Source organism: Mycobacterium sp. NGS41, from assembly GCF_059812725.1.
This window is the reverse complement of record NZ_JCALDF010000001.1, coordinates 336,622-351,767: the sequence shown is the minus strand read 5'-3', so window position 1 is coordinate 351,767 and position 15,146 is coordinate 336,622. Positions and strand designations below refer to the sequence as shown.

The window sequence follows — 15,146 nt, the reverse complement described above, 5'->3', positions numbered from 1 at the left end:
CAAGGATCCGTCAAGTGGCTTACGCGATGGTGAATGCAAGTCACTGAGAGAAAGGCGACGGACCGTGCGGCTGTTCTGCTTCCACCACGCCGGGGGCGGCGGGTTGGCGTTCAAATCCTGGAACAGGGCGCTGAAGCCGGCGTTCGAGGTGATTCCGGTTGAAATTGCCAACCGTGAGCGGTTCGCCACGCTGCGGCACCTTGTTGACGAGGTGAACGAAGAGTTGCGCGCCAGCCTCGACGACCCACACATGTTTTTCGGCCACAGTTTCGGGGCCCTCCTGGCATACCGCTTAGCGTGTGCACGGGCCGCCGAGGGCTCTCCGCTGCCACGAGCGGTATTCCTGTCCGCCTATGCGCCACCGCATCTTCCGCCGCCACTGCACGCCGTGGACATGCTAGACGACAAGCAGCTCGCGACGCTGCTGTCCGATCTGGGCGGGCTGCCTTCGGAACTGACGAGATGGCCCACGTTGCACGAGCGCGCCGTCACGGTCACTCGGCACGACTTGCGGCTCTGCATGACAGATGAGGAAGCCGACACAGCGGAACTGCCATGCCCGATCCATGTCTTCGGCGGCAGCGAGGATCCGATTGTCAGTGAGTCCGACTTGCACGAATGGCGTTCGCGGACAACGGCGGACTTCTCGGTGCAGATCCTTCGGGGTGGCCACTTCTATCTTCGCGACCGGCAACCGCTGTTCGAAACGCTTCGGCCGCTGATGTCGACGATCGCTGCGGCATAACAGCATTCGCGCCGTAAGTCCCACTCGTCACAACTTTAACCGGTGCACGCCAAGCCATTTGTCGCTCGGAGATCCCATTAGGCGGACTAAACGTCACATCCTTCCTTTCTGGAGACTGGAGTGACAAACGGGACTGGCATCGCGTGACGCCGGTCAGGATCATGGATTTCTCGAAGGAAACGCCGCCACCGGCATTTCGACGGTTCCACGGCACGGTCCGCTGCTGATGTCGGTGTGCCAGGTACCACGCATTGTCCCATCGGGTCCAGGCGTGTAGTACGCCCACGAACTCGCCGGTGCCCACACTTTCGGCACGCCTTCTCCCATATAGCAATCCCACTGAAAGTCGAAACGCTCAACCCATTTGGCTCCGTCCCAGCTGTAGTGAGACGGCTGGGGCAGCGTCGGGTTCTTGGGAATAGGGCCGTCGGTGGCCGTGGCGACGCACTTGCCTGCCGAACAGGCCGTCACGAAGACGTAGTCGGCGCTGAAGGTGGGTTCGGCCTGTTTGGCGGCCACGCTGGTCCCGGACTTGTCGACGGCGTACCTCACCAGCGAATACTTACCGTTCCACGATGGCGTTGCCGCATGCGCCGGAACAGCCGGGACACCGCATATCGCGATTGCGATGGCGGCGAGCATTGCGAATCTCGGCTTTGGGCGCACCGGATCAATCCTCTCGGATCGATAACGCGAGGAGATATCGGCATGGACACGATGCGTGCTCAGTCCAGCTCAAATTTGGCGGCGCCGAACGGTTCCGACGTGCCGAGCGCGAACACCGTCGAGGGCGTCACGCGATAGACATACCAGGGCGCGGGCCCGGCCGACGGGGCGCTGTACTCCGCGGTGAATGCGTCACCTTCGACTTCGGCCTCCCATCCGTTAGCCGCGAAAGCCTGGGCCGCCGCATGCAATTCGTCCGCATCGGTGACCCGCGCGGCGATTCCTTCGACGACGAGGTCAAACGGTTCGGTGGCCACACTGAGCACGCATCTTTGGTCGCGCGCCAGGTTGCGCGACTTACGAGTCGTCGGCCCAGAGGTGAAATACCAACTACCCGTGCACCGCATCACCCCCACAGGCATTACGTGCGGGCTGCCGTCAGGGTTGATCGTGGTGAGCCAGGCCGTGTGGCGCTGCGGGCCGCCGGTTCCCGGCGCCTGCGGCAGCTGGCTATCCAGCACGGCGTAGACGCGGGCCCACTCGACTGGCGGTGCCCCATATCCGTCGAGGTTGCGCTGTGTGATCGTCATGTTGGTATTGACCGCCGGCGGCCGCAGAACTCATCGCCGCGCCGCCGCAACGAATTCTGCTTGTTGGCGGCACACTAGGGCTTTCACAGCGCAAATCCGGACGTCGTCTGATAGTCATAGAGACGGACAGAAGCCAATGTCACCAGAAGTGGGTGTCTATGCGAATGCTACGAAACGCATGAGCATGCACGGTCACATCATCGTCAGCGGTGAGGACCCGCTGGCGACCACGATAATCGACGAGCTGAACAACGCCGGTGCGCGCATTGTCAAAATCGGCGACGCGGCCGAGCTTGCCGATGCCGGAGTGACGCGAGCGGCCGCTGTCGTCTGCGCAGGCGACGACGACGCGACCAACCTCGAAATCGCGCTGCTGGCAAGGAAAGCCAACCCGGATGTGCGCGTGGTTGCGCGCCTGGCCAACGACGTGCTGCGGGAAGCGGTGGCCGACGATAACGGGCCCGGCGCGATCCTCGATGTCGCCGACCTCACCGCGCCGTCGGTCGTCGAGGCATCGCTGGCGCACAACGTGCACCCGTTCGAAGCAGCCGGCATCAATTTCGTCGTCTCGACCACCGAGGCGCCCCGGGACGCGACGCTGCGCGAGCTATACGGTGACCTGGCCCCGGTGGCGGTGATTCAGGGCGAGAATTCCCCCACCCCCGGCGAGATTGTCGCCTGCCCCGGCCGCGACCTGCGGGTGCACGCCGGTGACTGGACGGCGATGATCGGCACCACTGACGAATTGGCCGCCCGCAACATCAAGGTCCCTCGGCTGACCAGCACGCGCACCCGGCGGCCGCTGCTGCGGCGAGTCCTCGACGCCGCGCGCACCGCACGCGATGACGTCAACCCGACATTCTTCCCCGCATTGGCGGTCATGCTGACCCTGCTGATCAGCTCAACGATCCTGTTGCGCTTCACCTACCAGCGACCGCCAGGGATGACCTGGCTCGACGCGCTGTACTTCAGCACCGAGACCATCGCCACCGTGGGCTACGGCGACTTCAGCTTCGTCCAACAGCCTGCCTGGCTTCGAATTTTCAGCATCGGCTTGATGTTCGTCGGCGTGACCACCACGGCGATCCTTGTGGCGTTCGTCGCCGACCTGCTGCTTTCTCGTCGTTTCACACATTCAGCCGGACGTCGGCGGGTGAGCCACCTGCGCGACCACGTGATCGTCGTCGGACTGGGCTCGCTCGGCATCAAGGTCGTCTGCGATCTGACCGCCGCCGGATACGACGTGGCAGTCATCGAGAACGACGACGACAACCGCTTCCTGTCGTTGGCGGCCGACCTCGACGTGCCGGTGATCTTCGGGGACGCGACGCTGCGCCAGACGCTGGAGTCGGCCCGTGTCGACCGTGCCCGCGGCGTGGCCGTGCTGACCGAGGATGACATGGTCAACATTGAGATCGGCATTGTGCTCGTCGAAATGCTGGTGCCCAGGGTGACGCCCGAGATCACCCGGACCGACGTTCCGCTTGTACTGCGCGTATACGACCGCGCGCTGGGTTTCGCGGTGGCGCAGCGGTTCGGTTTCGAAAACGTCCGATCGACCGTCGAGCTCGCCGCACCGTGGTTCATCGGCGCCGCGATGGGCCTGCAGGTGCTGGGGACGTTTTCGGTCGGACAGAGCTCCTTCGTGTTGGGTGCCATGCACGTAGAAGCCGGCAGCGAACTCGATGGGATGCGGATGTTCGAAATATCCACCCAGACGCGCGTCATCGCGATCACCCGGCAGGGCGCACGGGTCCGGTTGCACCCGCGCCGCGACGCTTTGCTCAGGGCCGGCGACACGGCCTACCTCGTCGGCCCATACCGCGAGCTGTTGGGCACACTGCGCAAAGTACAGCCGCCTCCGGGCGAGGCGCCGGCCTAGAGGTCGGACACCACGTCCGCGACGCGACGCAGCTGCCCGACATCCGAGCTGGTCGGGATGAGCTGAACTTCGTCGGTGCCGATCGCCGCGAATTTCCGCAGCACCGCGACCAGCTCGTCCTCACTGCCGGCCCACCCGGTCATCGGCGCCATCGCGTCGACATACTCGGCCGGTATCCAGTTCATGTAGCGCCGCAGATGACGATGTACCTGGGCACGGGCCTGCTCAGGCGACCCGAATGCGAACCAGAACGACGTAGCCAGGTGGGGTTCGGGTTTGCCCGCCGCAGCCCATGCAGCCCGCGCAACGTCGAACAGTTCGTTCTGCTTGCCGACGTCAAGGTCCAAGGTGGTGCCGGCCAACCCGTCGGCCCAGCCAGCCGCGCTGCGGACGGTCTTTGGCCCGATGCTGCCGACGAACAGCGGCGGGCCCCCGACCTGGACCGGCCGCGGCCCGACCGGCAGCACCGATTCGGTGATCTTCTCGCCGGCCCAGACTCGCTTCATCACCGCCACCCGTTCGGCCATGCCACGCATCGTCTGCGTCGCGGGATCGGCACCCACGGCGTGGTAGTCCTCGTGCCTGCCGCCCACGCCGACGCCCACCGTCAGCCGGCCACCACACAGCATGTCGCCGGTGGCCAATCCCTTGGCCAGCATCACCGGGTCATGCAACTGCGGCACGATGACCGTCGTCAACAGCCGCACTCGATCGGTCCAGGCGGCTAACGCACCAAGCAGCGTCAGGTTGTCGGGGTTGTCGAACGCGATGCGTTCGCCCCAGCAGAGCGACGAAAACGGGCCTTCATCGATGGCGCGCGCCCAGCTCTTCAACAGGGGCGCGTCCAGGTCCGGCTCCATCACCGGCATGGTCATTGCTATCTGCACGTATGCGATTCTGGCAGCATGGGTCGATGGGCTTAGCCAGCACTTCCATCGCGCACGTCCGCCTCACGGTCACCGACATCGAGCGATCCCGGCAGTTCTACGAGAGCGTCTTCGGTTGGCCGGTGTTGCTCGAGGTTCCCGAGAACGCCGACGAGACAACGCGGCGCCAGCTGGGCTTCCTGTTCGGCGGTGTCATTTACGACCTGGGCGGCACACTACTCGGGCTGCGGCCGGTGGCCACAGATCGCTTCGACGAAGATCGCGCCGGCTTGGACCACATCGCCTTCCGCATGAGCAGCAGAGCCGAATTAGACTCCGCGGCTGCGCATCTCGACCAACTCAACATTCGGCACGAGCCGGTGAAAGACATTGGGCCGTCCTACATTCTGGAGTTTCGCGACCCCGACAACATAGCCTTGGAACTCACCGCGCCGAAGTGAGCGCCGCGACGAGCGTGCGCAGATGTACGGCGAATGCGGCGTGTCGGCGGGCAAACACGCACGCTCGCGGGCCAGAGAGGAAGAGAAATGTCTATCAGCTTCAACCACACCATTGTCCGGTCACGCGACAAGCGCGCGTCCGCAGAGTTTCTTGCCGAACTGTTCGGCCTGCCCAGCCCAAAGCCGTTCGGCCCCTTCATGGTTGTCGCACTCGAACATGGCGCCAGCCTCGACTACGCGGATGTCGGCGAGGGCGAGGAAATTCCCCGTCAGCACTACGCCTTCCTCGTTTCTGAGGAAGAGTTCGACGCCATCTACGGCAAGATCCAGTCGCGGGGCCTCAAGCATTGGGCGGACCCGGGCGCCAACCGGCCAGGCGAGATCAACCGAAGAGACGGTGGCCGCGGGGTGTACTTCCCGGACCCGTCCGGGCACTCGATGGAGATTCTCACCCGTCCCTACGGCTCGGGCGGCTGAGTCCCCGAGCGCGAGCGTGCGCATATTGACAGCCCGAACGGCGTGTCGTTGTACATACGCGCACACTCGCGGCCAAAACGAAGAGCGCATCAGGCTCAGTCGGCCGTCCGCGGTGCCCCGTGCCGCTGGCTCTCCTGGACGCGGTACTCGTCAGCGAGTTGCGCGACGTGCTCGGGCAGAGCGTCGGACGCGACGTCGGCCAGGGTTGTTTCTTCCAGCACCGACCGCATGCTGGCGCGCAGCGCCCGCCAGACGTCGGTCAGCGCGGTCGTCGGCCCCGAGTAGGGCAGGTCCCCGAGGCCGATGTCGCGGACGCTCGCCAACGGTCCGTCGATGCAGCGCAGTACGTCGGCAATGCTGATCTGGCTTCCCGGACGAGCCAGTTCGTAACCGCCGTCGCGACCGCGGTGGCTCCGCACCAGGCGGTCGGTGCGCAGGTTGGTCAGGATGTCGACGAGAAATTGCGGCGGTATGCCCTGCGCCTGAGCTAAGTCCTCGGTCTTGACCAGTGTGCCGCTGGTGGCCGTGGCAAGTTGGACCATCGCCCGGACCGCGTATTCCGCTTTGGCCGACATCCGCATTTCGAGAATTCTGCCAGTCAGTCGGTCACGCTGAGCACCGCGTCGGCGTACTCCGGTCGGCACACCATGAGATCAGGTAACAGCGGGTCGGGCCGGTTGTACTGCAGCGCAGAGCCGTCTAGGCGCGAGGTGTGCAAGCCGGCCGCGCGTGCGACCGCGACCGGAGCCGCGGAGTCCCACTCATACTGACCGCCGCCGTGTACGTATACATCGGCCAATCCCTGGATGACCGCCGCGACCTTGGCCCCCGCCGATCCCATCGGCACCAGGATGCCGTCCAGACGTTCGCGCACCTGTAGCGCGATGGCCGGCGGGCGGGTGCGCGACACCACGATCCGGGGCGGGCCCGAATAGGCCGACGGCGGAGTCACGTGTGGTGTGGCCAGCGTAATGCCCTGCGCCGGAAGGGCTACCGCGCCGGCGACGAGTTCACCGGACTCCCACAACGCCACGTGTACCGCCCAGTCGTGGCGGCCGAGTTCGGAGAATTCGCGCGTGCCGTCCAGCGGGTCGACGATCCAGACACGCTCGGATCGCAGGCGCACCGGGTCGTCGGCACCTTCTTCGGACAGCACCGCGTCATCCGGCCGGTGCCGCTGTAGAGCACCCATCAAGAAATCATGCGATCGCTTGTCCCCCGCTGCTTTTCGCTCGGACTCCGTCGCTTCGGCCAGCTCGTCGCGCACAGCGAGGAGCAGTTCTCCGGCCTGGGTCGCCAGCTGCCCGGCCAGCTCGTGGTCGGTCAAGATCGTGACTCGATCAGGTCGATGACTTGCTGCGCCAACTCGTCGAGCGTGTGATCCGAAGTGAGCCTCAGGTCGGGCTTCTTCGGCCGCTGATACGGACTGTCGATGCCGGTGAAATGCGTAATCTCACCCGCACGCGCTTTTGCATAAAGTCCCTTCGGGTCACGGCGCTCGCAGTCTTCCAGCGGGGTATCGCAAAACACCTCGAAGAAGTCGAATCCGGCGTCGGCGTGCACTTTACGGGCCAGCGCACGATGCTCGGCCAGCGGGCTGATCGCCGGCACCAACACGATTTGGCCGGAATCGGCGAGCAGCGTTGCCACGTGCGCCAGCCGCCGCAGGTTCTCCGCTCGGTCGGCCATGCTGAAGCCCAGGTCTGCGTTTAAACCGTGCCGCAGGTTATCGCCGTCGAGAACATAAGCGGGAATGCCTTTTTCGAGCAGCTTCTGTTCCACCAGCATCGCCACCGACGACTTGCCGGAGCCGGACAGACCGGTAAACCACACCGTCCTGCCCTGGCTCGCCCTGTCCTCGGCCGTCGCCAGTGACTTGTGCCGCACGGTGTTCGGGCTTGCGGTTTGCGCTGACACGTCGCGCAAAACCATGCCCGCCGCCACGGTGCCATTGGTGTCGGGGTCGATCAGGATGAACGATCCGGTACTGGCGTTGCGTGTATATTCGTCGAGCAGCAGAGGTACCTGCGTGCGCAACGAGATACGGCCAAGTTCGTTGAGCTGCAACGCTATTGCGGACTTATCACGATGCAGGGTGTTGACGTCGAGCCGATAGTCGAGTTCGGTGACGCGGGCACGCGTGGTCCGTGTGGTGTGCTTGATGAGATAGTCGCGGCCGGGTTCGAGCACCGCGGAATCGGCCATCCAGCACACGGTCGCATCGAACTGCTGCGCAATCCTCGGCTGATTGTTTGTCCGCGCGATCATGTCCCCACGCGAGATGTCGATCTCGTCGGCGAGGGTCAACGACACCGCCATCGGCGGAAATGCTTCGTCCACAGGACCGTTCGGTCCGCTGATCGCCTTGATCCGGCTCGTCTTGCCGAGAGGTAGCACGACCACTTCATCTCCGGGCCGCATAACCCCGCTGGCCACGGTGCCCGCATAGCTGCGGTGGTCTTGGTGGTCGAGGGTGTGGGGCCGGATGACGTACTGAACCGGGAACCGCACGTCGACCAGGTTACGGTCACCGGCGATGTAGACCTCTTCGAGGTGCGACAGCAGCGCCGGGCCCTCGTACCACGGCGTCTGGTCCGACTTGGTGACCACGTTGTCGCCGTGCAGCGCCGAGATCGGGATGGTGGCCACGTCCTGCACATCCAGACGCGCGGCGAAGGCGTGGAACTCGTCGCGAATCGCCTCGAACTTCTCTTTGTCCCAGCCGATCAGATCCATCTTGTTGACCGCGAGCACCAAATGTTGGATGCCCAGCAGCGACGCCAGGAACGCGTGCCGACGGGACTGCTCCAGCAGACCGTGCCGAGCATCGACGAGCACGATCACCAGTTGGGCGGTGGACGCGCCGGTGACCATGTTGCGGGTGTACTGGATGTGTCCGGGCGTGTCGGCGATGATGAATTTCCGCTTGGGAGTTGCGAAGTAGCGGTAGGCAACGTCGATGGTGATGCCTTGCTCACGCTCGGCCCGCAGACCGTCGGTCACCAGTGCGAGGTCGGTGTAGTCGTGGCCGCGCTCTTTGGACGTCTGCTGCACAGAAGCCCATTGGTCCTCCATCACAGCCTTGGAGTCGTAGAGCAACCGCCCGATCAGTGTGGACTTACCGTCGTCGACGGATCCGGCGGTAGCGAGCCTCAGGAGTGTGGCGGGTGCGGCCATCAGAAGTAACCCTGCCGTTTGCGGTCTTCCATGCCGGCTTCCGAGATCCGGTCATCGGCCCTCGTCGCGCCGCGTTCAGTCAGCCGGGCCACTGCCGTCTCGGCAATGACCTCGGACACGGTGGCGGCCGTCGATTCCACACAGCCGGTACAGGTGACGTCGCCGACGGTGCGGAATCGCACGGTCGCCTCGAACACCCGCTCGTCGGCGCGCGGCTGCATGTGCCGGTGCACCGCCAGCAACATGCCGTCGCGCCGGAAGACCTTGCGCCGGTGCGCAAAATAAATGGGCGGCAACTTCACGTTCTGGGCGCCTTCAGCGCCTATGTATGACCAGATGTCGAACTCGGTCCAGTTGGACAGCGGGAAGACCCGGATGTGCTCGCCTTTGTGGTGTCGTCCGTTGTAGAGGTTCCACAATTCCGGCCGTTGCGCCTTGGGGTCCCATTGGCCGAACTCGTCGCGGAAACTGAACACCCGCTCCTTGGCGCGTGCCTTCTCTTCGTCGCGTCGCGCGCCGCCGAATGCCGCGTCAAACTTGTTCTCCCGGATGGCGCGCAGCAGCGTCACGGTCTGGATGGGATTGCGCGACGGGATCGTTTCGACGACTCGGCCGGCATCGATGTCGTCCTGCACGGAGGCGACCACCAGGCGCACGCCATGTTCGGCAACCAACTCATCGCGGGTGGTGATGACCTCGTCGAAGTTGTGACCGGTGTCGACATGCATGACCGGGAACGGCAGCCGCCCCGGACGAAAAGCCTTGAGCGCCAAGTGCAGCATGACGATGGAGTCCTTGCCGCCTGAGAACAGCAGCACCGGCCGCTCGAATTCGGCTGCGACCTCCCGAATGACGTGGATTGCCTCTGCTTCCAGCGAGCGCAGGTGGCTCAGTTCATATTGCCCGGCGACCGGGCGGTGGTCGGTTTGCCCGGCTGCGGGGCCAGCATCTGCGTCGACGGTCACGGTACCCCTAGGGTCTTCCTGGTAATTCTGGTTGAATTGACCATGTTTGTGCTTATTGCCATATATAGAAGCAGTCCGTTGCCACAGCTGTCAACGGCGAGTTGCACAGCTGTGCAACGGCGAGCAGACGCCAAAAGCGCCTAATTCGGGCTCGATTAGGGCGCTTTTCCGTCTGCTCGGCAACACTATGGACCCATGACAAACCCAAGCGGCCGCGATGTCATCGCGCAGTTCCTCCCCCAGTCGCCGTTCGTCGCCAAACTAGGCATCAGCGCCGAGCAGCTCCGAGACGACGAAGTCAGGTTGCGGCTGCCGTGGGATCCCTCCAACACCACCCTCGGCGACATGGTCCATGGCGGCGCCATCGCCACGCTTGCCGACCTCACCGTCATGGCGGCGGCCTGGTGCGGCGCCGAGGCGCCGCCCGAACTACGGGGAGTGACGGTGTCGATGACGCTCGACTTCATGGCGCCGGCACGCAGCACCGACGTGATAGGAGTGGGCCGGGTGCTGCGGCGCGGCCGGTCGCTGGTCAACTGCGAGGCCGAAATCGTCGATCCTTCGGGCAAGCTGCTCGCCAAGGCGCTGGCCACCTACAAGGTGGGCTAGTAGCGCGAGATTCGGCACTACGGCGAGCAGACGCAAAAGCCCCAGATTCGACCACGAATCAGGGGCTTTGCGTCTGCTGGGCAGCCTCGCTACAGCGTGACCTCGTTGAGCTTGCCGGTGGCGACGTCGAAGACAAACCCGCGCAGCGACACGTGCTTGGTGACGAACGGACTGTTCTCGATGCGGCGCAGCGACTGCTTGACGTCCTCCGCGGCATCCGGGAAGGCCTCGGCCGCCCACGGTGGTTTAACCCCGGTCTCGCTTTGGATGTCGCGCTTGAAGTCGTCGTCGGTAAAGGTGAGCATCCCGCAGTCGGTGTGGTGGATCAGGATGATCTCTCGGGTCCCCAGCAACCGCTGGCTGATGGCCAGTGAGCGGATAGCGTCGTCGGTGGCTACCCCGCCGGCGTTGCGGATGACGTGGGACTCCCCTTCGTTGATACCCAGCAGACGGTAGACATCGAGCCGGGCGTCCATGCAAGCGAGCACCGCGACGTGTTTGCTGGGCGGCATGGGTAGCGGCCCGCTGAAGTTGCTCGCGTATTGGGCATTGTTGGCCAGGTAGTCCTCGGTAACCGTCACGCAAGTCTCCTCGGGTATCACGGGATGGAATTTGCTGTACAGATCGGTGCCGGGGTGGATCTTAACAACCGGCCGACTGGATTTCACCGGTCCGGATCAACCGGATCGCAATGGTTCGACGCCAGTCGTGGCGATCGCGAGCGCGGCGCAGCCGGGCGAAGCGGGTCGGCACCATCACGTTCGTGGCGATCGCGAGCGCGGCGCAGCCGGGCGAAGCGGGTCGGCACCATCACGTTCGTGGCGATCGCGAGCGCGGCGCAGCCGGGCGAAGCGGGTCGGCACCATCAAGTTCGTGGCTGCCGGGCCACGTTGCTCGCGCTAACCGCGGCCGCATCTCTTAACCTGTCCCAATGCGACGCACGCGGGGCGGTCAGGCATGATCCGCTTTCTTGTGCGTCGGCTCATCAATTACATCGTGCTGCTGGTGCTGGCGTCGTTCTTCGCCTTCTGCCTGGCCTCCGTGGCGTTTGAACCGCTGGAGAGTTTTATTCAGCGGCACCCGAAGCCGCCGGCAGAGGCCATCCATGCCAAGGAGGTACAGCTTGGCTTGGACAAGCCCATACCGATCCGATATGGGCAATGGATTTCCGGCGTGGCCTGCGGTGACTTCGGTAAGACCGTGACGGGTCACCCCGTCTCCGCTGAACTGTGGCATCGGATCGGCGTCAGCCTGCGACTCGTGGTGACCGGCTCAGTGGTGGGCACGGTGATAGGGGTCATCGTCGGAGCCTGGGGAGCCATCCGTCAGTACCGGCTCAGCGACCGTGTCATCACCGTGCTGTCGCTCATCATCCTGAGCATTCCGACATTCGTGCTGGCGAGCCTGCTCATCCTGGCTGCGGTGCGAGTGAACACGTTCACCGGCGTCCGGATGTTCCTCTACACCGGTGAGACCTCACCGATCCCGCCCAGCGGAATGGGGGGCCGATTCGTCGACCGCCTGCAACACCTTGTATTGCCGACGCTCACCCTGGCCTTGATCCAGATCGCGAGCTTCAGCCGCTACCAGCGCAACGCGATGCTGGACGTGCTGAGCGAGGATTTCATCCGTACCGCCCGCGCTAAAGGCCTGACCCGCCGCCGTGCGCTATTCAAACACGGTCTGCGTACCGCGCTGATTCCACTCGCCACACTGTTCGCCTACGGGATCAGCGGCCTGGTCGTGGGTGCGATTTTCGTCGAGAAGATCTTCGGCTGGCACGGCATGGGCGAATGGGTGGTGCTCGGTATCGCAACTCAGGACACCAACGTCGTCGCGGCGATCACGTTGTTTTCCGGGGCGGCGGTCCTGCTCGGCGGCCTGCTGTCCGACGTCCTCTATGCGGTACTAGATCCACGGGTGCGCGTGTCATGACCCAAGAGGCCGCTACGGAAACCCGATCCGGTATCCACCCGGCGGCGTTCACTTCGCGGCGAAACCTGTTGGTCCGCCGGTTCATCCGCAACAAGCCGGCAGTGGTGGCGTTGATTCTGCTATTGGTGGCCTTCATCGGTTGCTACGGACTGCCGTCGCTACTCCCTTACGACTACAACCATCTCGACTACGACGCGCTGCTGCAACCGCCGTCACTCAAACACTGGTTCGGCACCAATGCCCTCGGCCAGGACCTGCTGGCCCGGACCCTGCGCGGCATGCAGAAGTCGATGCTGATCGGGTTTTGTGTGGCACTGATCTCGACCACTATCGCAGCCACCGTCGGATCGGTCGCCGGCTACTTCGGCGGCTGGCGCGACCAATCCCTGATGTCGCTGGTGGACCTGCTGCTTGTGGTGCCGAGCTTCCTGCTGATCGCCATCGTCACTCCGCGTCTCAAAGGGTCGAGCAACATTTTCTGGCTCATCGTGTTGCTGGCGGCCTTCGGCTGGATGGTCAGCTCGCGAATGGTACGCGGCTTGACCATAAGCCTGCGTGAACGCGAATTCATCCGTGCCGCAAGATATATGGGTATCTCGAGCCGTCGGGTCATCGTACATCACATCGTGCCGAACGTCGCCTCGATCCTCATCATCGACGCCACACTCAACGTCGGCATCGCGATCCTTTCCGAAACGGGTTTGAGTTTCCTGGGATTCGGTGTCCAGCCGCCCGACGTGTCGCTCGGCACGCTGATCGCCGACGGCACTTCTTCGGCCACCACGTTCCCCTGGGTGTTCCTGTTTCCGGCCGGAGCACTGATATTGATCGTGTTCTGCGCCAACCTCGCCGGCGATGGTCTGCGGGATGCGTTCGATCCCCGCAGCCGGCCCCCGCGCCGCAAGAAACGTGGCCCGAAATGACGGCCCTACTAGAGGTGACAGATCTGAACGTCACCTTCGAGACTGGCGACATTACGGTTTCCGCTGTCCGCGGCATGACGTACCACATCGACCCGGGGGAAGTGCTGGCAATCGTCGGCGAATCCGGTTGCGGCAAAAGCACTGCCGCGATGGCGGTAATCGGATTGCTACCCGAGTACGCGGACGTGGCGGGATCGGTGCGCTTGCACGGCGAGGAGCTGCTCGGGCTATCCGACCAGGAGATGTCACGGATCCGCGGCAAGTCTATCGGGACCATATTTCAAGACCCGATGTCGGCGCTGACCCCCGTCTACACCATCGGCGACCAGATAGCCGAAGCCATCGAGGTGCACGACCGCGGCATCAGCCGCGCGGACGCCCGCAAGCGCGCCCTGGAGCTGCTCGAGCTGGTCGGCATTTCCCAACCGCAAGCCCGGGCAAGGGCTTTCCCGCACGAGCTGTCCGGTGGCGAGCGCCAGCGGGTGGTGATCGCGATCGCGATCGCGAACGACCCGGACCTGCTGATTTGTGACGAGCCGACCACCGCGCTGGACGTCACCGTGCAAGCCCAAATCCTCGACGTACTCAGAACCGCGCGCGACGTCACCGGCGCCGGCGTGTTGATCATCACCCACGACCTGGGTGTGGTGTCGGAATTCGCCGACCGGGCAATGGTCATGTACGCCGGACGCGGGGTCGAGATCGCCGCCGTCGAAAACCTTCACCGCGACCGCCGGATGCCCTACACCGTCGGATTGCTGGGTTCGGTGCCGCGGCTGGACGCACCACAGGGCACCCGGCTGATTCCGATCCCCGGTACGCCGCCGACGATGTCGTCGCTGTCACCAGGCGTCTGTCCCTTTCATCCCCGCTGTCCGCTGGCGATCGACGAATGCCGTTCGGCGGAGCCCGATCTCGTTGCCGTCGGGGACAGCCACTGGGCGGCGTGTATCCGCACCGACGAGGTCGCTGGACGCAGTGCTGCCGAAATCTTCGGCGTGTCAACCCAACCGGCTGCAATCGAGGACGCACCCGGCGAGCCACCTGTGGTGCTGCGGGTAACCGACCTCGCCAAGACCTACTCACTCACCAAGGGCGTGGTATTCCGCAGGCGAGTGGGTGAGGTACGGGCGGTCGACGGCGTCAGCTTCACGTTGGAGCAGGGACGCACGCTAGGCATCGTCGGCGAATCTGGTTCGGGCAAATCGACCACGCTCAGCCAGATTCTGGAACTCAACACACCGCAGGCCGGTTCCATCGAGGTACTCGGTACCGACGTCTCCGCGCTCGACAAAGCAGCGCGTCGTAAGCTGCAGACCGAACTGCAGGTGGTATTTCAGGACCCGGTGGCGTCTTTGGACCCCCGCCTTCCGGTGTTCGACATCGTTGCTGAACCGTTGGGCGCCAACGGGTTCGACCGAAGGCGAAGCGAGGAACGCGTCGCCGAGCTACTGGCGATCGTCGGACTGGACCGCGCCGACGCCAGCCGCTATCCCGCCGAGTTCTCTGGCGGGCAGAAGCAGCGGATCGGCATTGCGCGGGCACTTGCGCTGCAGCCGAAGATCCTTGCGCTCGACGAGCCGGTGTCGGCGCTCGACGTGTCGATCCAGGCCGGCATCATCAACCTGCTGCTGGATTTACAAGCACAATTCGGGTTGTCGTATTTGTTTGTGTCCCATGACCTTTCCGTTGTCAAGCACCTGGCGCACCGGGTAGCGGTGATGTACCGGGGCACGATCGTGGAACAGGGCGGCGGGGACCAGGTGTTCGCCAACCCACAGCACGAGTACACCCAGCGATTGCTGGCTGCGGTTCCGCGGGCCCACTCCGATGTCGCCGGCGGTTAACAT

Annotated in this window: 15 protein-coding genes and 2 pseudogenes; 9 read left to right on the top strand and 8 right to left on the bottom strand. The window is 64.3% G+C overall.

The genetic code is table 11. The annotated features are described in order from the left end of the window. Positions 1-64 precede the first annotated feature (64 nt). Complete coding sequence (locus AC5Y21_RS01585) at positions 65-745, top strand: thioesterase II family protein (protein ID WP_499908698.1); 681 nt, start codon at positions 65-67, stop codon at positions 743-745. Between the two features lie 159 nt (positions 746-904). Here the strand turns inward: AC5Y21_RS01585 and AC5Y21_RS01580 are convergent, their stop codons facing one another. Then, positions 905-1,387: an Rv2253 family sensor-like surface protein gene (locus AC5Y21_RS01580; protein WP_499908948.1), complete on the bottom strand. Its 483-nt coding sequence runs from the start codon at positions 1,385-1,387 to the stop codon at positions 905-907. A gap of 83 nt (positions 1,388-1,470) precedes the next feature. After that, positions 1,471-2,001: a pyridoxamine 5'-phosphate oxidase family protein gene (locus tag AC5Y21_RS01575; protein ID WP_499908696.1), complete on the bottom strand. Its 531-nt coding sequence runs from the start codon at positions 1,999-2,001 to the stop codon at positions 1,471-1,473. 178 nt (positions 2,002-2,179) lie between these two features. Here AC5Y21_RS01575 and AC5Y21_RS01570 point away from each other — a divergent pair, with 178 nt between their 5' ends. Continuing rightward, positions 2,180-3,883 carry an NAD-binding protein gene (locus AC5Y21_RS01570; RefSeq protein ID WP_499908694.1) on the top strand — a complete coding sequence of 568 codons (1,704 nt, stop codon included), beginning with the start codon at positions 2,180-2,182 and terminating at the stop codon, positions 3,881-3,883. On the opposite strand, the gene AC5Y21_RS01565 is transcribed toward AC5Y21_RS01570, so the two are convergent. Further along, a complete protein-coding gene (locus tag AC5Y21_RS01565) occupies positions 3,880-4,758 on the bottom strand; it encodes an LLM class flavin-dependent oxidoreductase (RefSeq protein ID WP_499908946.1) in 879 nt (292 codons plus the stop codon). The genes AC5Y21_RS01570 and AC5Y21_RS01565 overlap by 4 nt on opposite strands. A 38-nt stretch (positions 4,759-4,796) precedes the next feature. On the opposite strand from AC5Y21_RS01565, the gene AC5Y21_RS01560 reads away from it, so the two are divergent. Together AC5Y21_RS01560 and AC5Y21_RS01555 are read left to right on the top strand one after the other, a co-directional pair. Beyond that, positions 4,797-5,210 (top strand): VOC family protein, encoded by a 414-nt coding sequence (locus AC5Y21_RS01560; protein ID WP_499908692.1) that lies wholly within the window; start codon positions 4,797-4,799, stop codon positions 5,208-5,210. A gap of 87 nt (positions 5,211-5,297) precedes the next feature. After that, a complete protein-coding gene (locus AC5Y21_RS01555; protein ID WP_499908690.1) occupies positions 5,298-5,687 on the top strand; it encodes a VOC family protein in 390 nt (129 codons plus the stop codon). A gap of 95 nt (positions 5,688-5,782) precedes the next feature. Here AC5Y21_RS01555 and AC5Y21_RS01550 read toward each other — a convergent pair whose 3' ends face one another. The 4 genes and pseudogenes from AC5Y21_RS01550 to cysD all read right to left on the bottom strand — a co-directional run bounded on the left by AC5Y21_RS01550 (position 5,783) and on the right by cysD (position 9,891). Next, positions 5,783-6,268: an Rrf2 family transcriptional regulator gene (locus AC5Y21_RS01550; RefSeq protein ID WP_499908688.1), complete on the bottom strand. Its 486-nt coding sequence runs from the start codon at positions 6,266-6,268 to the stop codon at positions 5,783-5,785. 17 nt (positions 6,269-6,285) lie between these two features. Next, the gene (locus tag AC5Y21_RS01545) at positions 6,286-7,014 is read right to left on the bottom strand and encodes a 3'(2'),5'-bisphosphate nucleotidase CysQ (RefSeq protein WP_499908686.1); all 729 of its coding nucleotides are present in this window, start codon (positions 7,012-7,014) and stop codon (positions 6,286-6,288) included. Beyond that, on the bottom strand, positions 7,011-8,864 hold the full coding sequence (gene cysN / locus AC5Y21_RS01540) for a sulfate adenylyltransferase subunit CysN (protein WP_499908684.1): 1,854 nt from the start codon (positions 8,862-8,864) through the stop codon (positions 7,011-7,013). The genes AC5Y21_RS01545 and cysN overlap by 4 nt, the downstream gene beginning before the upstream one ends. After that, positions 8,864-9,891 (bottom strand): annotated as a pseudogene (cysD, locus tag AC5Y21_RS01535) (sulfate adenylyltransferase subunit CysD). Before cysD ends, cysN begins: the two are co-directional and overlap by 1 nt. 133 nt (positions 9,892-10,024) lie before the next feature. On the opposite strand from cysD, the gene AC5Y21_RS01530 reads away from it, so the two are divergent. Continuing rightward, the gene (locus AC5Y21_RS01530) at positions 10,025-10,438 is read left to right on the top strand and encodes a PaaI family thioesterase (RefSeq protein WP_499908682.1); all 414 of its coding nucleotides are present in this window, start codon (positions 10,025-10,027) and stop codon (positions 10,436-10,438) included. An 89-nt stretch (positions 10,439-10,527) separates the two neighbouring features. On the opposite strand, the gene AC5Y21_RS01525 is transcribed toward AC5Y21_RS01530, so the two are convergent. Continuing rightward, a complete protein-coding gene (locus AC5Y21_RS01525) occupies positions 10,528-11,019 on the bottom strand; it encodes a beta-class carbonic anhydrase (protein ID WP_499908680.1) in 492 nt (163 codons plus the stop codon). 127 nt (positions 11,020-11,146) lie between these two features. Between AC5Y21_RS01525 and AC5Y21_RS01520 the strand changes: the two are divergent. From AC5Y21_RS01520 to AC5Y21_RS01505, 4 genes and pseudogenes are all read left to right on the top strand, one after another. Then, positions 11,147-11,246, top strand: a pseudogene (locus AC5Y21_RS01520) (hypothetical protein); the annotation flags it as partial. A 149-nt stretch (positions 11,247-11,395) separates the two neighbouring features. Beyond that, on the top strand, positions 11,396-12,373 hold the full coding sequence (locus AC5Y21_RS01515; protein ID WP_499908678.1) for an ABC transporter permease: 978 nt from the start codon (positions 11,396-11,398) through the stop codon (positions 12,371-12,373). Then, the gene (locus AC5Y21_RS01510) at positions 12,370-13,296 is read left to right on the top strand and encodes an ABC transporter permease (protein WP_499908676.1); all 927 of its coding nucleotides are present in this window, start codon (positions 12,370-12,372) and stop codon (positions 13,294-13,296) included. The genes AC5Y21_RS01515 and AC5Y21_RS01510 overlap by 4 nt, the downstream gene beginning before the upstream one ends. Further along, the gene (locus AC5Y21_RS01505; RefSeq protein ID WP_499908674.1) at positions 13,293-15,143 is read left to right on the top strand and encodes a dipeptide ABC transporter ATP-binding protein; all 1,851 of its coding nucleotides are present in this window, start codon (positions 13,293-13,295) and stop codon (positions 15,141-15,143) included. The genes AC5Y21_RS01510 and AC5Y21_RS01505 overlap by 4 nt, the downstream gene beginning before the upstream one ends. The last annotated feature ends 3 nt before the right edge of the window (positions 15,144-15,146 follow it).